The organism is Massilia sp. BGA-UO-ETr-WB1, from assembly GCF_059567845.1.
Map to the genome: position 1 here is coordinate 133,085 of NZ_JCAQOT010000025.1, position 17,547 is coordinate 150,631.

19 protein-coding genes are annotated in these 17,547 nt (G+C 68.5%); 1 reads left to right on the forward strand and 18 read right to left on the reverse strand.

The genetic code is table 11. The features are described from left to right. Positions 1–16: 16 nt before the first annotated feature. The 18 genes from AC56DV_RS18760 to AC56DV_RS18845 form a co-directional block, all read right to left on the reverse strand. The gene (locus AC56DV_RS18760) at positions 17–1,393 is read right to left on the reverse strand and encodes a TadA family conjugal transfer-associated ATPase (protein ID WP_496315758.1); all 1,377 of its coding nucleotides are present in this window, start codon (positions 1,391–1,393) and stop codon (positions 17–19) included. 35 nt (positions 1,394–1,428) lie between these two features. Further along, positions 1,429–2,583 (reverse strand): CpaE/TadZ family protein, encoded by a 1,155-nt coding sequence (locus AC56DV_RS18765; protein WP_496315759.1) that lies wholly within the window; start codon positions 2,581–2,583, stop codon positions 1,429–1,431. Positions 2,584–2,600: 17 nt separating this feature from the next. Continuing rightward, entirely contained in the window at positions 2,601–3,053 is a 453-nt protein-coding gene (locus AC56DV_RS18770; protein WP_496315760.1) for a TadE/TadG family type IV pilus assembly protein, read from the reverse strand. Then, positions 3,050–3,559 (reverse strand): TadE/TadG family type IV pilus assembly protein, encoded by a 510-nt coding sequence (locus AC56DV_RS18775; RefSeq protein WP_496315761.1) that lies wholly within the window; start codon positions 3,557–3,559, stop codon positions 3,050–3,052. The genes AC56DV_RS18770 and AC56DV_RS18775 overlap by 4 nt, the downstream gene beginning before the upstream one ends. 8 nt (positions 3,560–3,567) lie before the next feature. Further along, positions 3,568–4,854 carry a pilus assembly protein TadG-related protein gene (locus AC56DV_RS18780; protein WP_496315762.1) on the reverse strand — a complete coding sequence of 429 codons (1,287 nt, stop codon included), beginning with the start codon at positions 4,852–4,854 and terminating at the stop codon, positions 3,568–3,570. 8 nt (positions 4,855–4,862) lie between these two features. Then, positions 4,863–5,144 carry a hypothetical protein gene (locus AC56DV_RS18785; protein WP_496315763.1) on the reverse strand — a complete coding sequence of 94 codons (282 nt, stop codon included), beginning with the start codon at positions 5,142–5,144 and terminating at the stop codon, positions 4,863–4,865. 9 nt (positions 5,145–5,153) lie between these two features. Beyond that, the gene (locus tag AC56DV_RS18790; protein WP_496315764.1) at positions 5,154–6,656 is read right to left on the reverse strand and encodes a type II and III secretion system protein family protein; all 1,503 of its coding nucleotides are present in this window, start codon (positions 6,654–6,656) and stop codon (positions 5,154–5,156) included. An 81-nt stretch (positions 6,657–6,737) separates the two neighbouring features. Then, on the reverse strand, positions 6,738–7,589 hold the full coding sequence (gene cpaB, locus AC56DV_RS18795; RefSeq protein ID WP_496315765.1) for a Flp pilus assembly protein CpaB: 852 nt from the start codon (positions 7,587–7,589) through the stop codon (positions 6,738–6,740). Positions 7,590–7,625: 36 nt separating this feature from the next. Beyond that, positions 7,626–8,945 carry a DUF8689 domain-containing protein gene (locus AC56DV_RS18800; RefSeq protein ID WP_496315766.1) on the reverse strand — a complete coding sequence of 440 codons (1,320 nt, stop codon included), beginning with the start codon at positions 8,943–8,945 and terminating at the stop codon, positions 7,626–7,628. A gap of 14 nt (positions 8,946–8,959) precedes the next feature. Beyond that, positions 8,960–9,592 carry a methyltransferase family protein gene (locus AC56DV_RS18805; protein ID WP_496315767.1) on the reverse strand — a complete coding sequence of 211 codons (633 nt, stop codon included), beginning with the start codon at positions 9,590–9,592 and terminating at the stop codon, positions 8,960–8,962. Further along, the gene (locus tag AC56DV_RS18810) at positions 9,589–10,224 is read right to left on the reverse strand and encodes a prepilin peptidase (RefSeq protein WP_496315768.1); all 636 of its coding nucleotides are present in this window, start codon (positions 10,222–10,224) and stop codon (positions 9,589–9,591) included. The genes AC56DV_RS18805 and AC56DV_RS18810 overlap by 4 nt, the downstream gene beginning before the upstream one ends. Next, a complete protein-coding gene (locus AC56DV_RS18815) occupies positions 10,217–11,326 on the reverse strand; it encodes a phosphatase PAP2 family protein (RefSeq protein ID WP_496315769.1) in 1,110 nt (369 codons plus the stop codon). Before AC56DV_RS18815 ends, AC56DV_RS18810 begins: the two co-directional genes overlap by 8 nt. Beyond that, positions 11,323–11,499 carry a Flp family type IVb pilin gene (locus AC56DV_RS18820; RefSeq protein WP_496315770.1) on the reverse strand — a complete coding sequence of 59 codons (177 nt, stop codon included), beginning with the start codon at positions 11,497–11,499 and terminating at the stop codon, positions 11,323–11,325. Before AC56DV_RS18820 ends, AC56DV_RS18815 begins: the two co-directional genes overlap by 4 nt. Positions 11,500–11,579: 80 nt before the next feature. Continuing rightward, complete coding sequence (locus tag AC56DV_RS18825) at positions 11,580–11,759, reverse strand: Flp family type IVb pilin (RefSeq protein WP_082552129.1); 180 nt, start codon at positions 11,757–11,759, stop codon at positions 11,580–11,582. A gap of 66 nt (positions 11,760–11,825) precedes the next feature. Beyond that, entirely contained in the window at positions 11,826–11,972 is a 147-nt protein-coding gene (locus AC56DV_RS18830; RefSeq protein ID WP_496315771.1) for a Flp family type IVb pilin, read from the reverse strand. A gap of 264 nt (positions 11,973–12,236) precedes the next feature. Continuing rightward, positions 12,237–12,959 (reverse strand): response regulator, encoded by a 723-nt coding sequence (locus AC56DV_RS18835; RefSeq protein WP_496315772.1) that lies wholly within the window; start codon positions 12,957–12,959, stop codon positions 12,237–12,239. 7 nt (positions 12,960–12,966) lie between these two features. Then, positions 12,967–14,616 (reverse strand): sensor histidine kinase, encoded by a 1,650-nt coding sequence (locus AC56DV_RS18840; protein ID WP_496315773.1) that lies wholly within the window; start codon positions 14,614–14,616, stop codon positions 12,967–12,969. Between the two features lie 75 nt (positions 14,617–14,691). After that, positions 14,692–15,585, reverse strand: a complete 894-nt coding sequence (locus AC56DV_RS18845) for an MBL fold metallo-hydrolase (protein ID WP_496315774.1) — start codon at positions 15,583–15,585, stop codon at positions 14,692–14,694. A 287-nt stretch (positions 15,586–15,872) separates the two neighbouring features. On the opposite strand from AC56DV_RS18845, the gene AC56DV_RS18850 reads away from it, so the two are divergent. After that, positions 15,873–17,540: an HD domain-containing phosphohydrolase gene (locus AC56DV_RS18850; protein WP_496315775.1), complete on the forward strand. Its 1,668-nt coding sequence runs from the start codon at positions 15,873–15,875 to the stop codon at positions 17,538–17,540. Positions 17,541–17,547 lie beyond the last annotated feature (7 nt).

The window sequence follows — 17,547 nt, forward strand, 5'->3', positions numbered from 1 at the left end:
GTGGCCGCCGGCTTCGTTAGCTCAGGTCCCGGCTGGGATCGAACAGCGCCTCGTCCACCGTCACGCCGAAGCTTTTCAGGCGTTCGCAAAAGCGCGGCCGCACGCCGCTGGCGCGGAAGGCGCCGATCACCTTGCCGCTCTGGTCGACGCCGCTCTGCTTGAAGCTGAACACTTCCTGCATGGTGATCACCTCGCCCTCCATGCCGGTGATCTCGGCGATCGACAGCACCTTGCGCTTGCCGTCGGTCAGGCGCGCCACCTGCACCACCACGCCGATGGCCGAGCTGATCTGCTGGCGCATGGCTTTCACCGGCAAGGTGGCGGCGGCCATGCTGATCATGTTCTCCAGCCGGGTCAGCGCCTCGCGCGGATTGTTGGCGTGGATGGTGGCCATCGAGCCCTCGTGGCCGGTGTTCATGGCCTGCAGCATGTCGAGCGCCTCGCCGCCGCGCACCTCGCCCAGGATGATGCGGTCGGGCCGCATGCGCAGCGCGTTGCGCACCAGCGCGCGCTGCGTCACCTCGCCCTTACCCTCGATGTTGGGCGGGCGCGTTTCCAGCCGCACGATGTGGGGCTGCTGCAGCTGCAGTTCGGCCGCGTCTTCCACCGTGATGATGCGCTCGCTGTGGCTGATGAAGCCGGAGATCACGTTGAGCATGGTGGTCTTGCCGCTGCCGGTGCCGCCCGAGATCAGGATGTTGACCTTGGCCTTGCCCAGCCCCTGCAGGACGGTGGCCATGCCGCCGGTCAGGCTCTGGAATTCCACCAGGTCGGCCAGGCGCAGCGGCTCGGCGGCGAAACGCCGGATCGACATGATGGGGCCGTCGATTGCCAGCGGCGGGATGATGGCGTTTACGCGCGAGCCGTCCGGCAGGCGCGCGTCCACCATGGGGCTGGACTCGTCGATGCGGCGCCCCACGCGCGAGACGATCTTGTCGATGATCTTCATCAAGTGCGAGTCGTCGGTGAAGCGCACCTCGCTCAGCTCCAGGCGGCCGCCGCGCTCCACGTACACCTGGCTGTGGGTGTTGACCAGGATGTCGGACACGCTCGGGTCGCACAGCAGCGGCTCGAGCGGGCCGAAGCCGAGCACCTCGTACTGGATGTCGCGCGTCAGGCTGCGCCGCTCGGCGTCGTTGATGACCACGGTGTCCTCGTCCAGCAGGCGGCTCACCAGCACCGCCAGTTCGTCGCGGATCTGGCCCTTGCTCAGCTGCTGCATGCCCTCCAGGTCCACGCGGTCCAGCAAGGCCTGGTGCGTGCGGTGCTTCAGGGCCTGGTAGGTGGTGCTGTCGACGCCGCCCGCTTTGGGCAGCGCGTAAGGCGCGGTGCTGCCGAAGGCCGAGCCGCCGTTGGTGAGGCGGTCGCGCAGCGATTGGGATTCCGTGGTCATGGTGGGCTTCTCCTATAGGGGCGTGGATGTCGGGGTTAGGCGCGCTTGAGCATGCGCGAGAGCCAGCTGCGCGATTCTTCGGCGTTGTCGCCGACCAGGGTGCGCGCCATCTCCAGCAGCGCGCGCGAGACCGGGCTGGTGCGCGCCAGCTGCAGGATGGGCACGCCCTGGTTGACCGAGGCGGCGGCCGCCTCGTAGTGGTTGGGCACGGTCTTGTACATGGGCGAGCCGAACGCTTCCTCGCAGTCGCTCAGGCGGATCTCGCCGCTGGCGGCGTAGCGGTTGACGATCAGGTGGATCTTGTCGCGGCTGTAGTCGAGCGAGCGGAACAGGCCCAGCAGGCGCTTGCCGTCGCGGATGTAGGGCAGGGTCAGCTGCAGGATGGGGAAGATCATGTCGGCGTGGTCGAGCGCGCGCACGCTCACCGCGTCCAGGCTGCGGCCGATGTCGAGCAGCACGAAGTCGTAATGCAGACGGGCCAGCTGCAGCAGCTGCTCGGCGTGCTCGGGCTTGACGTCGTTGGCCTGGGCCGGGTCGTCCGGCGCGGCCAGCACGTGGAAGTTGGGGCACACCTGCACCATGGAGGCGGCCAGGAAGGACGCGTCCAGGCGGTGGATCTGCTGCGCCACGTGGGACAGCGTGGCCAGCGGCTTGCGGTCCGAGACGAACAGCGAGGCGTCGCCGAACTGCAGGTTCAGGTCCAGCAGCGCCACCCGCTTGTTCTCCTGGGTGGCCAGCGCGTAGCCCAGGTTGGTGCCCAGGAAGGTGGCGCCGCTGCCGCCCTTGCAGGAGATGAAGGCCAGCACCTTGCCCAGCGAGCGGTTGGTGGCGCTGAGCTTGTCCTCGATGCGGCGCATGGCCGCCTGCAGCTGCGACGGGTCGAGCGGCGCGGCCAGCACTTCGCGCACGCCGCTGCGCATGGCGCGCAGCAGGAACTCGGCCGGCTGCGGCTGGCACACCAGCACGATGGCCATGGCCGGGTTGCGGCTGCTGAGCACTTCCAGCTGCTCCAGGTCGGCGTTGTCCAGCGTGGCCTGCTGCAGCAGCAGCACGGCCGCGCCGCGCGGCTCCTGCAGCCGCGACAGGGGGCCGGCCACCACGTCGATCTCGTCGGCGGTGCTGCGCTCGCGCAGCAGCCGGGCTATTTCCAGCAGATTTTTTTCCGCTTGCGACACTACGATGATACGCATGATGCTGCTCCTTGAGGTCAATCGCACACCGGGTTGGCGATGCCGTCGATGGCGCTGCGCATGCTTTCGCGCGGCAGCGTGGTGCTAAACGCCGGCAACGTCAACGCCAGCGGGACAAAGGGGATGTAAGTGGCCACCGTGGTGCCGGCCAGCACGCTGACGGTGACGCTGGTACAGGTGTTCAGATCGCAGCCGGCCGGCGCATAGGACACGCTGATCTGGGCCGTGGGCAGGATGTCCAGGATGTTCTGCATGCGCGTCTTGATGGCGCTGTCGTTGATGTCGCACACGGCCGCCACGCGGGCGCCCAGGCGGGTCGCTTCCACGCCGGCGTTCCAGTAGTACAGCATGCGGCCCATTTCCATCATGCCCAGCAACAGCATCAGGAACAGCGCCACCACGATGGCGAATTCGACTGCGGTGGTGCCGCGCTGGCGGGCGGCGCGGCGCGATAGGGTTGGCGTTTTCATAGGATCTGCCGCATGGTGGTGCTGACGTCGCTGAAGGTGATGCTGGCGCCGCTCAGGTTGGTAAATACCGGCAGCGGCACCACCGGGGTGAAGGTGTAGCCGCTGATGGTGACGGTGACCAGGTTGATCACGCCGCTGCCGGTGGCCTGGTTGGCGTGCGTGCCGGCGCAGCTGGTGCTGTCGCACACGCTGACCATGGACGTGGTCAGGCCGGGCAGCAGCGCGCTGCCGCTGCAGTCGCGCGTGCCGTACACGGCCAGGCACTGGGCGATGCCGATGTCGGCGGCGTCGCCGGGGCCCTGGCCGGACAGGTAGCGGGTGGCGTCGCGGGTGGCCTTGATCAGCGAGTTGTACTGGTACATGGCGCGTCCCAGTTCGGTCACGCCCAGGGTCAGCGGCACCAGCACGGTGGCCAGGATGGCCAGCTCGATGGCGGCGGTGCCGGCCTGGCGCCGCAGCGCCGGGCTGCGGCAGAGACGGGGCAGGGGCAGGGTGGCGGTGCGCATGGCCGCTCCTATTGCACCAGGGCCGGCACCAGCGGCCCCATGCTGCTGGGACCGCCCACCGCGCCGGAGGTGGCGCAGGCGCTGGACAGGTCGGTCGATTTGCCGCGGTACTCGAGGAACACCTCGTCGTTGTCCGTCCCCATCGGGTGCAGCATCAGCACGCAGGCATAGCCCAGCACCGGCACCTGCTGCGAGCCGGTGCCGCCGGCCCAGGCCGCGCAATCGACCACCGGGGCGGTCACCAGGCGGCGGTCGGCGCCGTATTGCTGCAGTTCGGCCGGCTGCGCAGGCGCCTTGGTACCCCCGGGCGGCGTGATGCCGGTCGCGATCTCGTCGTAGGCCTTGAACTCGAGCCGCGCCGCCAGGAAGTTGGGGGTGGCGCCGCTGGTTCCGGCATAGGCGTTGAACTTGGACGGCCAGTTTGTCGGCGAGTAGCCGTAACCGGTGTAGTCCGGCGTTCCGCTGCCGGGCTTGGAGGCGCTGTCGCTGCCTTTGTACAGGCCGAAGCGGGTGTTCCAGGCGGTCGACAGGCTGGCCTTGTTGCCCTGCTCGCCCACGTTGGTGCCCGCCGCCGGTGTACTGCAGGCTCCGGTGCCCTTGAACAGGTTGGCCAGTTCGCTGGCGCCGCCGCCCGGCGGCGTGAAGTCGATCCAGTCGAAGCTGCCAGTAGCCGAGGAACTCAGCTTGCTGGTTACCCACTGGCCCACCGTCAACCCGTTGAAGGGATCGGCGGCGGTGCCGGTGCTGGTCATGCACATGCCGATCGGGATCGCGCAATTGCTCTGGGCCGGCGTCAGCGAGGCCACCGCCTCGGCGTTGATGGATTGCGCGCCCACGCCCAGCACCTGCATGAACCAGGGCAGCACGCCGGTCTGGCGCGGCTGGCAGCGCACGTACTTGGAGGCCGGGCTGGCGCCGGCCGCGCGCGACAGGTAGGACGAGGCCGGGCCGTAGGTGGTGCTGAAGGTGATGTCGGCCGCGCTCAGCTGCGCCGCGCCCAGCGGGCTGCCCTGGAAGTCGATGCGGTTGCGTCCGGCCACGGCCAGGCCGGCGTTCTCCGCGTTGATCAGGAAGCTGGCGGCGCAGGCGCCGGCCGACGGGTCGCAGGTCAGTTCGCGCGAGGCGGCCAGCGCGCAGGCGTCGGCCGCGTTCTGCAGTTCGGTCTTCTGCATGTACAGGCGGCCGCCGTCCAGCGCCAGGCCGGCGAAGCCGATCAGGATGGGCAGGGCGATGGCGGCGATGACCGCCACGGCGCCGCGCTGGCGCCGCCGGGCTGGGGGCAGGAAGGAGAACATGGCGGCGCCTATTTGCCTTTGGCGGCGCCGCCGCCGATGCCAATGGTGAACGCTTGCGGCTGCGGTTCCGGCGCCAGGAACGACTTCTGGTACTGGGCGTAGGCGCTGGCGGCGGCGCGGCCGTCGATGCCGTCGGCCGGCGCGGCCTGGCGGCCGGCGGCCGGATAGCGCACCTGCTGCACGTTGAGCAGGCGCACCGACTGATCCATCTGGGCGTCGAGCCGCGGCGACTGCTGGGCGCAGCCGGCCAGGGCGGCTAGCACGGGGAGGAGCATGCTGGAGGTCTTCATGATGGACTCCTATTTGAGGTCGAAACCGCCGGCGGCGGCGGGGGCGGCGGCGCTGGCCGGCGGCTTGCCTTCCAGCTTGCCCTGCAAGAAGAACTCGCTGCGGCTGGGCTGGATGTAGCCGTCGGTGGGCAGCTTGTAGTCCAGCGGCAGCGGCTGCACCAGGCGCGGCGTGATGACGAACACCAGCTCGCTGCGGTCGGTCTGGAAGTCGCTGCTGCGGAACAGCGCTCCCAGCACCGGGATCTCGCCCAGCACCGGGAAGGCCTTGACGTTGGTGGTCACGTTGTTCTTGATCAGGCCGCCGATCGCGAAGCTCTGGCCGTCGCGCAGCTGCACCGTGGTGGTGGCGCGGCGCGTGGTGAACGAGGGCAGGATGGCGGTGGTGTTGACGCCGGTGGCGGTGATGCCCACGCCTTCCTTGTTCAGGTCGGACACTTCGGGCGCCACCTTCAGGTTGATCAGGCCGCCGGCCAGCACGGTGGGCGTGAATTTGACCGCCACCCCGAACTCCTTCTCTTCCAGCGTGATGGTCTGCTGGCCGCCGTTGTTGTTCTGCGCCACCGGGATGAAGATCTTGCCGCCGGCCAGGAAGCTGGCCTCCTGGCCGCTGATGGCCATGATGGTGGGCTCGGCCAGCACCTTGATCAGGCCGTCGCGTTTTTGCGCGTCCAGGGTCAGGAAGTTGCCGTTGCGGTTGTTGAAGCCGTCCACCAGCGCCGGATTGTTGCTCAGCAGGTTGGTCAGCAGCGAGTAGGTCCAGGAGCCGACGGTGCGGCTCACGCCCAGGCTGGCGCCGAGCTGGTCGACCAGGGTCTTGGACACCTCGGCCACCTTCACCTCCAGCATCACCTGCTGCGGCGCGGCGATGTTGAGCATGTTGACCACCTTGGGCGCGGCGGACTGGCCCTGGCCTTCCTCCTTGCCGCCCTGGCCGCGGCCGCGCTGCAGGTGGGCATTGGCCAGCGCCAGCACCTGCTCGGCCTGCACCACGTCGGCCACCGTGCCGGACACGATGATGGTGTCGCCGGCCGGCGTGATGCGGATCGACTCGCTCACCTTTTCCGGCAGCATGGCGTAGCTGGCCTTGAGCACGGCGGTGTCCATGCTGACGGTCACGTCCAGGATGCTGGCGTCGCCCTGCTGGTTCCACATGATGACGTTGGCGGCGCCGGGCCGCTTGCCGATCAGGTAGAGCTGGTTGGGCTGGATGTATTTGGCGTCCAGCACGCAGGGATCGCTGACGAACAGGCGCGCCACCGGCGCGTCGAGCGGACGCAGCACGGAGCGGCCCTCGGCCAGCGACACGGCCGTGGTGTGGGCCGGGCCCTTGGCCGGCGGCAGGCGGCGCGGCGCCTCCTGCACCTTGCCGGGCTCGCCCGCCGTGGTCACGCCTTCGCAGCCGGCTGCTGCTGCGGCGGCCAGGGCGGCGGCCGGACTGGCCGCCGCCAGGCAGGCCGCGATGGCCAGAAGGTGCCGGCGCGCCGCCGGCGCCCTTGTGCTGAGTGGTTTCATGTGATGGTCTCCTGTGGCTGGCCGAAGCGGCTGCTCAATGGCGTGCATGGCGTTCGTGGTGTTCATGGCATTCAATGGCGTTCAATAGCGTTCATAGCTGACGGCGGTGCCGCGCATCACTTCCACCATGTCGGCTTCGCGCGGCGGCTGCGCTGCGCGGGGCCGCACCAGCACCGCGGCGCGGGCCGGCGCCGGGGCCGGCGCGGCAGGCGCGGCCGCCGGTTTGGAGTCCAGCAGGCTGGCCTTGGTGGCGCCGGCGGTGCGCACCGGGTCGGGGTCGGCCTGGTTGCGCAGCACCAGCGACAGCGTGCCCACGCTGCGCGCCAGGTCCAGCCGCTCGGCCTGCTGCGGCGACAGTTCCAGCGTCACCGCGTTGACCACCTTGGGCTTGGTCTCGTCGCGCCCGGCCTCCTGGGCGATGGCCAGCACCAGTATCCGTTCCAGCACGATCTTGGAGATGCTGGCGTCCTTCATGCCGCGCGGCCCGTCCTCCTGGGTGTTGACCAGCACGTCGACGAAGTTGCCGGGCAGGGCGAAGCCGGCCACGCCCACCACGTCGTTGACCCGCACCGTCATGGCGCGCTTGCCCTCGGCCACCACCGCCGACAGCCCGCCCTGGGTGCCGGGCGGCGCCAGCTTGCCTTCCATCAGCGGCTCGCCGCGCTGCAGGCTGGAGCGCGTGACGCGCGAGGCCAGCAGCTTGGGGTCGCTGATGGCGCCGGGCGGCATGGCGTTGGCCGGCCAGTCCACCATCCGCACCATGTCCGGGTTCAGGCGCGAGCCCAGCGCGATATCGACCAGCGCCACCGCCACCTTGCCGGTGCCGGCCTGGCTGGCGGCCTGTCCGCTGATCCAGCGTGCCGCCACCAGCACGGCGCCGCCGGCCAGGATTACGGCGATCAGCATCATCACCAAAGCGCGTGTGTTTCTCATGTCCGTCTCCTCTGCCTTGCCGGCGTTGCGCCGGGTTCAGGCGCCAGTGAAATAATTGTTCCAGGCCCAGTCCAGCACCGGCCGGCCCAGTTGCGGTGTGCAGCCCTGGTAGCGCGCCAGGTCGCACACCTGGCCCAGGATGTCGCGCGGATAGCAGGCCATCAGCGCGCGCTGCTGCGGGCCGTGCAGCTGGTCCAGCAGGTAGCGGAAGTGCTCCTCGGCATACGGGATGGCCAGCTGTTCGCACTGCTGCTGGAATACCCGCTGGTACTGCGCCTCGGTCAGCGCGCCGACGTGGATCTTGTAGCCGAGCCGGCGCAGGAAAGCCGCGTCGGCCAGGTCGGCCGGCGCCAGGTTGGACGAGAACACCACGGTCACGTCGAACGGAATGGGGAACTTGTAGCCGCTTTGCAGCGACAGGAAGTCGAGGTGGCGGTCCATCGGCACGATCCAGCGGTTCATCAGCTCGCTGGGCGAGCAGCGCTGGCGGCCCAGGTCGTCGATGATGAACACGCCGCCGTTGGCCTTCAGGTGCGGCGGCGCCAGGTACAGGCGCGAGCCGGCGTCGAAGCGCAGGTCCAGCATGTCCAGCGTCAGCTCGCCGCCGGTCAGCACCGCCGGGCGGGTGCTGCGCAGCCAGCGCTGGTCGCGCGGCGCGCGGCGGTCGAACATGCCGGGCGGCGGCAGGCCTTCCTCTATCATGCTGTGCACCAGCGGGTCGTACAGCGCGATCACGGCGCCGTCCACCATCAGCGCGTAGGGCAGCGTGATCTCGCCCTGCAGCAGCAGGCGCAGGCGCTCGGCCAGGTAGGTCTTGCCGCTGCCGGCCGGGCCGTGCACGAACATGGCGCGCCCGGAGTTGAGCGCCGCGCCCAGCTGGCCCAGCAGCTCGGGGCTGATCACCAGGTGGCCCAGGATGGCCTGCATGCGCTCGCGGGAGATGCCCACGTGGCGCACGCTGTCCTGCTGCACCTGGGCCGCGTAGTCGGCCAGCGTGACCGGGGCCGGGCCGGCGTAGGCGTCGCGCCGCATCACCTCCAGCGCGCGCAGGCGGCCCGCTTCGGTCAGGTTGTAGTACAGGTCGGCGTCGGTGCCGCTCTGGCCGCGGCGCCCGATCTCGCACAGCTTCTCGGCGCGCATGAAGGTCAGCAGCGGATCGAGCACGCTGGGCGGCAGCTTGCTCAGCGCGGCCAGTTCCGGCAGGCGCAGCTGGCCGCGCAGGGCCAGCATCTTGCCCAGCAGCTCGGTCAGGAACAGGAAGGGCAGGCCGGTTTCCTCCACGGTGCGCGGCGCGGGCTTGCGCGGCGCGGCCTTGAGCGGATGGGGCAGGACGGCTTGATCGGTATCGGCTGGCATGGCATGGCCTCGTCTTAGAACAGCAGGGGAATCAGGCGGTACTTCACCTGGTCCATATAGCCCAGGTACTGCAGGTCGCGCGCCAGGAAGCGCTCCTCGCGCACGATGCGCGCCATCAGCAGCGCCACGCCCAGCAGCACCAGCAGCAGGTTGGCCAGGCTGGTGTTGACCAGCACATAGCCCACGTACATCAGCAGGTAGCTGGCGTACAGCGGGTGGCGGACCACCCGGTACAGGCCGCCCGTCTTGACGGTGCGGCGCGCGGCCACCAGGCCGAAGCTGCGGTTCAGCGACAGCAGGCCGCCGATCTGCAGCAGCACGCCGGCGGCGATCAGCGCCGCGCCGCCCGGCAGCGCGCCGTTGCCCACCGGCGTAAACAGCAGCGGGGTGGCGGTGCCGGCCAGGGCCAGCAGCCAGTCCAGCGGCGCGCCGGACACGGCGGCCGGCCGGTCGCGCAGCAGGAACAGCATGGCCACCAGCGACTCGGAGCCGGCGAACAGCAGGTAGCTGGCGTCGCCGCTGTGCTGCCAGGCCAGCAGGTGGCTGTAGCAGAACGTGATCCAGACGCCGGCCAGCAGCAGGGCGCCGCAGGCGTGCAGGGCGCGCGAAGCGAACAGCGTGCGCAGGGGGGAGGTCGTCGTTTTCATAGCAGGTCGCTCCAGGCAGGGAGATCGGACAACAGCAGCTGCAAGGCGGTGCCCGCCGCGATGGCGATGGCGTACGGCAGCTGGCCGGTAGGGGTGGCGGGGGCATCGACGCTGACGCCGCCGCCCCCAATGCGGCGCAGCACGGTCGACAGCAGCATGGTGCGCAGATTGTTCCAGACCCGCGCCAGGTCGCCGCGCCGGGCGGCCACGGCCAGGCCCAGCACGCCGCCGGCCAGCAGCGACAGCAGGCCGGCGCCCAGCACCTGCTGCGGGCCGAGGAAGGCGCCGGCCATGGCCAGCAGCTTGACGTCGCCGGCGCCCATGGTGCCCAGCATATACATGGGCAGCAGCATGGCCAGGCCGAGCGCCATGCCGGCCAGGCCGAGCAGCAGGCCGAGCGCGCCGAAGGGCTGGCTGTACAGGCCGGCGCCCGCCGGCAGCACGCCCTGCAGCGCCAGTCCGGCCAGCGCGCCCGGCAGCACCAGCGCGTTGGGGATGCGGCGCGCCTTGACGTCGTGCCAGACGGCGGCGGCCAGCAGGCCGAGCAGCAGCAACAGCGGCAGCGCCATGCGCGGATCGGCGGCCAGCCTGGCGGCCAGGCCGGCGACTGAATCGATCACCGGGTTAGCCATGATATGGCCTCCCTGCCGGCAGCGCGCCGCCGCTTGCCGGATGCGGCGCAGGCTGGGGCAACACCTGCTGCAGCCAGCCGGCCAGTTTCCACAGCAGCGCCGCGCCGATGGCGCCCACGTAGCCGTCCACCGCGTAGTGCCAGCCCAGGTGCACCGAGCCGGCCATGATCAGCAGCGCGAACAGCGTCAGCGCGATGCCGGCGGCGCGGTTCAGGCGCCAGCCGGCCAGCGCCATCAGCACCGAGCTGGCCACGTGCATGCTGGGCATGGCCGAGATCGCCATGCCGGACATATTGCTGCCATGGCGGTAGTCCTGCCACAGCAGTTCCTGCACCCGCAGCGCCAGCAGCGGCACCTCGCGGTCGGCCTGGTACAGCGCCTGCATCTGGGCGGCGTAAGGGCTGGGGCCGTCCAGCACGTAGCCGTAGTAGCACGGCCCGGCCGAGGACATCAGCACCGCCAGCACGTTGCCCAGCAGGGCCCAGGACAGCACAAAGCTGAACAGGAACTGCATGCGCAGCGCGGCCCGCTCGCTGCTGAACACCAGCCAGTACATCAGCGCGAACATGATGAAGAACCACAGGTGGTAGGCCAGGTTCAGCGCGGCCGTCGGCAGCGGATGGCCGAACACCGTCTGCAGCCAGACCCAGGGCGCGACGCCGCCGTGCAGCGCAAGGTCGAGTTCGGCCAGGCGGCGGTCCAGCGCGAACGGCTGTATCAGCGGCACGGCGGCTTTCAATTCGGTGAAGCTGCCGGCGAACACCGACAGCAGCAGCATGGCCGGCAGCGCGAACAGCACGCGCTCGCGGCTCAGGTAGCCGCGCAGCTGCCGGCCCAGGTGGCGCAGCAGCAGGCGGGGACGGATGAACAGCATGACATACAGCGCGTAGCCGGCCAGCGCGAACAGCGGGCCGACCAGCAGCGAGGAGGCGTAGCCGGCCAGCAGCGTGCCGATCCCGGCGCCGCTGTGGTAGCGCGCGCGGATGGCGGCGGCGGCCAGTGCGTGCACGGCCACTGCCAGGGCCAGCCAGCGGTGCGCGCGCAGCGCGGGAGCCAGCTCGCGCAGCAGGGTTGCCGGCGCCGATGTCGTCAGGGATTTCATGGCAGGGCAAGGACGATCAAGTCCCTGGCATAGATGTACAGTTGGCCGAGCGCGTCGCCGAAGGCGGTGGCGCCGACGATGACCACACCCGCGATCAGGGCGGCCAGCAGCGCGTATTCGATGGCGGTGACAGCCGAGTCGTTGCGGGGGAAGCGGAGCAGGCGGCGTTTCATGATGGCCTCGCTGTGGCTGGTAGGTGGTGTCCGGTGGCCCGGAACGGGGGCTGGCCCCGTCCCGGAACCGCCATCTTTGCTCAGGCAGCTGGCGTGACGCCGCTGATCTTGGTGCTGATGTTGGTAAACATCGTGTTCAGCTTGGTGCCCACAGCGGTGACGCCGACGATGATGGCGACAGCGATCAGTGCTGCAATCAGGCCGTATTCGATCGCGGTGACACCGTCTTCTTGCTGCCAGAACTTTTGGATTGCTTGCATGATGATTCTCCTTGGTTAAAAAAAATGCACCCCGATGTGTAACCTCTGCAACCGCGGTGCGGCGGTTCAGATTCCCTTGCCCAGCGCCAGCAGCACGATGATGATGACCACGCTCACCAGTGCCGCCAGCAGTACCGCTTCGTAAAACGTGGCGCCCTCTTCGCTGCCGAGGAAGCCCCTCGGGGAGACCGGCCGGCTGTCTGCTGTACGCATGCTGTTCTCCTCGCGGGGCGGTGCTTAACTAGCGCCGCCATGGAAACAATATATTCCTGGGGGTATTGAGCTACATCAGACGAATGTCCTTTTTTCGGGCATGACACACTGCCTATTTTCATTTCCAACAGGCAGGACATTTGTCACGGAAGCACGTAACGGCGCGGCTTTCAGGGCGGTAGCCTCCGAATGAAAGCGCGCCATTTCCCGTGTCGGGCTGTGACAAAGTGTGAGAATTTGGCAAAAAACAACAGTCGCGCGAAATCAGCCGTCGTGGCGGCCGTTCGGGGGCGTGGTGAGGTAGATGTAGAGGTCCAGGCGGTTGGTCACGCCCAGCTTGTGATAGATGGCGGTCAGGTGGTTGCGCAGCGTGTGTTCGGAGATGTAGAGCTGTTCGGCCAGCGCCTTGTTGACGGCGCCGCCGCCCTCGGCCAGCAGCTGGCAGATCTTGCGTTCCTTGATGGTCAGGCTGGCCAGGCGGTCGGCCTGCGGCGGCGCATTGTGGGCCGGCTTGCGCATCTCCTCGAAGATGCGGCCCAGCATGCCGTGCTCCAGCCACAGCTCGCCCTCGTGCACCTTGCGGATGGCTTTCAGCATGATTTCCGGCGCCGCGTCCTTGCCCACCACGCCGCGCGCGCCGCGCAGCACCGCCTGGTCGAGCTGCTCGCGGTCGCGCGTGCCGCTCAGCACCAGCACCCGCGTGCCGGGCGCCGCCGCCAGCGTGGGCAGGATCTCCAGCGAGCTGCTGCCGTTCAAGTCCAGGTCCAGCACCACCACGTCCGGCGCCAGCTGCGCCGTGAGCGCCAGCGCGCCGGCCATGTCGGAGGCCGCGCCCACCACTTCCATGCCGTCCGCCTCGCTGCCGACCAGGCGGTCCAGGCCCCACAGGATGGTCTTGTGGTCGTCCACCAGCAGCACGCGGATGCGCGCCGGCGCGGCGGGTGTGGCGGGCGTGGCGCGGGTGGGCGGAGCGGTCGGGGTAGCCATCGGCGGTTCAGACTGGAATCACCACTTCGATCGCCGTGCGGCGGCCGGCGCCGGCGTGCACGCGGGTGCTGCCGCCCAGCGCGAAGGCGCGCTCGGCGATCGATTGCGGCAGGAAGTCGGGCTGGGTCAGGCTGCGGCAGTCGTTTTCGATGCGCACCCGCAGTTCGCCCTTGTCGCAGGCCAGCGTGACGGCGCCGTTGCGGGCCTCGGTGTGCTTGCGGATATTGCTCATGCCCTCGTTGACGATCTGAAACACCTCGGCCGCCAGGCGGTCGTTGACGGCCAGCTGGCCGGTGCTGTCGACCGTGATGTCGATGCCGTAGAACTGCTTGACCTGGCTGGCCTGGCGCCGCAGCGCCACCAGCAGCTCCGGTTCGCGCGGCGCCTCGCCGCTGCGGAAGGTCTGCGCGAAGCGGCGCAGGTCGACGATGACCTGGCCCATCATGTCCAGCAGCGCGTCCAGGTCCGGCAGCAGCGGATTGTCCGGCGCGGCCCGCTTGCGCAGGGCGCTCACGCCGTGGCGCAGGCCGATGTAGGGCTGGATGGTGCTGTCGTGGATGTCGCGCGCGATGCGCTCGCGTTCGCGCAGCACCGCCTCCGAGGCCATGCGGTCGAGCAGGGCGATGTTTTCGATGATGGGGAAGGCCTGCCCGGCGATCTGCAGCAGGAACAGCGCGTCCTGCTGGCTGTGGTCGCGCCGGGAAGCGACGATCAGCCAGCCCTCGCCCTGGCGCAGCGGCACCTGCACCGCGATCAGGGAAATGGCGTCCATCAGTTCGGCCAGGCGGCCCGCCGGCGCCGGATCGACCCGGCTCCAGCTGTGGGTGTCGCGCTGGCATTCGTGCGCCTCGTGGCCGCGCCGCAGCCAGCGCCACAGCGGGCGCTGGTACAGCAGCACCTGGCCGCTGCGCACGCACAGCAGCGGTTCGGCCGCCTCGGCGCTGAGGCGCTTGTCGTGCAGCGCGTGGCCGGGCTGGTCGGCGTTGGCGGTGCGCAGCATCCATTCATTGGTGCCGGTGTCGCGCAGCAGCAGCAAACAGGTGCCGGCGCCGTAGAAGGCCAGAGTCTTGTCCAGCACCGAGGCCACCGTGTGGTCGACCCCGAAGCGCGGGTTCGATTGCCGGCTCACCTCGTGCAGCAGTTCCAGGCGGCGCCGCTGCGACACCACCAGGCCGCCCCAGTGCGAAATCATATAGCCGAGCGCCAGCATGAAGGTGGCGCGCAGCAGCACCCGCGCCAGCTCGTCCTCGCTGGTGGCGAAGGCGGCGGTGCTGGCGAACAGCAGGGTGGAGGCGATGGTGATGCGGGCCCCGGCGGCCAGGCCGGAAGTGAAGGCCGCGCTCAGGATGGCGAAGAAGAAGAAGGGGTAGAAGAAGCTGGTGGAGCCGCCGGTGCTGAGCACGATCAGGTAGAACCACACCACGTCCACCCAGGCCACCGCGCGCGCCCAGCTGCGCGCCCGGCTGTAGTCCAGCGCCAGGCTGTAGACCAGGAAGGCGGCGAATACCGGCGCGGCGAAGTCGTTGGTGCGCCCCATGGCGCCCGGATCGATATACAGGGTCAGCAGGCAGGACGCCGAGAGCAGCGAACGCATGCGGTTGACCATGACCGCATCGGCTGGGTCTTGCCAGGATTGGATAGCGCTGTGTTCGCTCACTGTTCCCTCCGCCGCAGTGCAACATGGATCAGTCTAACGGGGCGGTCCGCGCTTGTCTACGCGAAAATAGCATTTTTACAACATCACCTCGAGGCCCTCGTACGCCAGGATCACCTGCAAGCCCTCCGGCAGCGGCGCGCGGCGCGCCATCACTTCGGCGAACACGGCCTCCAGTTCGTCGTCGCTGCGGGTCGGTTCGTGGTGGGTGCAATAGAGCTGTTTGGCGCCGGCCTTGATGGCCATGTCGAAGGCCGAGTCGAAGGTGCCGTGGCCCCAGCCCTGCTTGGCCGGATATTCCTCGCGCGTGTAGGAGCAGTCCACGATCAGCGCGGTCACGCCGCGCACCTTGTCTTCCAGCGCGCGCGCGCGTTCCTCGATGTGTTCCTGGTAGGCTGCGTGCTCGGGGTGGTGTTCCGGGTAGATGTTGTAGTGCGGCTCGTGGTCGCCGGTGAAGAACACCGACTTGCCGTTGCAGTCGATGCGGTAGCCCAGGTCGATCACCGGGTGGTTCATCATCACGTTCGACACCATGGCGTCGCCCACCTCGATGGCTTCGCCTACCGCCAGCGTGCGGTATTCGATGGTGGCGTCCATCTGCGTTTCGCTGACCGGGAAATAGCTGTTTTGCAGCTGCACGCCCATCACGTGCTCGATGCCGTTGCCGGTGTCCGGGTCGGTGGTGCCGTGCAGGCGCACCCGGCTGCCCTTGATGAACAGCGGGGTGAAGAAGGGCAGGCCGTGGATATGGTCCCAGTGGCTGTGGGTGATGAAGATATTGGCTTGCACCGGGGTTTTCTTTTGGGCGATCAGCGATTGCGCCAGCGCGAACAGGCCGGTGCCGCCGTCGATGATGATCAGCGTGTCGTCGTCGCTGCGCACTTCGATGCAGGTGGTGTTGCCGCCGTAGCGCGTGGTGCGCGGACCCGGGGACGGGATGGAACCGCGTACCCCCCAAAATTTGAATTTCATGCTCTCTACCCTTAACTCGACCCGCTCATGTCCTGTCACTGCCGCTCTTCTGTTGTCTGTTCAATAAGAATCATGATGGAACAGACAAGTGGCGATCCCGCTTGGATGATAGCCTTTTTTTCATCAATTCTGGGCCAAAAGTTGCGAAATTGAGCGCCGCGCGCGGCGCGGTGTCGTCTGTGGAATCACAGCGGGGTGATTTCAGCGCATTTCCAATGTACAGCGGCTTGCGCTGCGGCTACACTCGCACTATACGCCAGTGCTTTAAAAAGATTACAAAAAACACCATGCAAGAGCTGAACCACATACAAATCGCCCAAAGGCTGGATCAGCTGACCGAACTGAGCGTGGCCCTCGGCGCCAGCCACGAGACGGACGAGCTGCTGGAGCGCATCCTGATGGTGGCCAAAGGCATGACGCATGCCGACGGCGGCACCTTGTACCGCCCCAGCGCGGACGGCGCCAGCCTGTGCTTCCACATCTCGGTCAACGACACGCTGGGCATCCGCCAGGGCGGGGCGCACGGCGACCGGATCGACATCCCGGCCGTGCCGCTGTTCGACGAGCAGGGCGACAAGAACCTGTCCTCGGTGGCGGCCTATTCGGCCAACTTCCGGCTCTCGGTCAACATCGAGGACGTGTACCAGGCGGACGTGTTCAACTTTTCCGGCATGCGCTCGTTCGACCAGCAGCGCGGCTACCATTCGAAGTCCTTCCTGACGGTGCCGATGACCGACCACGAGGGCGAGCTGGTGGGCGTGCTGCAGCTGGTCAACGCGAAGGACCCGGGCAACGGCGAGATCCGCGCCTTCTCGCCGACCGACCAGCGCTTTATCGAAGCGCTGGCCGCGCAGGGGGCGGTGGCGCTGACCAACCAGCGCCTGATCCAGCAGCTGGAAGAGCTGCTGGAAGCGCTGGTCAACCTGATCAACATCGGCATCGACGAAAAATCGCCCTACACCGGCCGCCATTGCCAGTTCGTGCCCGAGCTGACCATGATGCTGGCCGAGGCGGTGCACAACACCGATAGCGGCCCGCTGGCCGATTTCCGCATGAACGACGGCGACCGCAAGGAGCTGTGGCTGGCCGGCCTGCTGCACGACTGCGGCAAGATCACCACGCCGGTGCACGTGGTGGACAAGGGCACCAAGCTGGAAACCATCTTCGACCGCATCCACATGGTCAGCACCCGTTTCGAGGTGCTGATGCGGGACGCGGAAATCCGCGCGCTGAAAGCCAAGCTGGCCGGCGGCGACGCGGCCGCCCATGCCGCCATCGACGCCGCGCTGGCCGAGGAGCTGGCGCAGCTGGAGCAGGAGCGCCAGTTCCTGCGCGTGGCCAATGTGGGCGGCGAGGGCATGAAGCCGGAAGACCAGGAGCGCGTGCGCCGCATCGCCGGCCGCCGCTGGACCGGCCCGCGCGTGTTCAAGAAGGAGCCGGGCGCCGAGGAGCCGCCGTTCGTGCGCGAGGAGCAGGACTTCCTCACCGCCGAGGAGGTGGAGAACCTCAACATCCGCTTCGGCACCCTGACCGAGCTGGAACGCAAGGAAATCAACAACCACATCGCAGTCACCATCCGCATGCTCGAGTCGCTGCCGTGGCCCAAGCACCTGCAGAACGTGCCGGAGTACGCCGGCGGCCACCACGAGCGGATGGACGGCAAGGGCTATCCGCGCGGGCTGACCAAGGACCAGATGTCGGTGCAGGCGCGCATCATGGCCATCGCCGACATCTTCGAGGCGCTCACCGCGCGCGACCGGCCTTACAAAAAAGGCAAGCCGCTGTCGGAGTCGCTGCGCATCCTGGGCAATTTCAGCCTGAACGGCCATATCGACCCGGACCTGTTCGACATCTTCATCCGTTCCAAGGTCTACCTGGAGTTCGCGCACAAGAACGTGGACGCGCGCCAGCTGGACCAGGTGGACGAATCCAAGATCCCCGGCTACGTTCCCTGACGTGGCC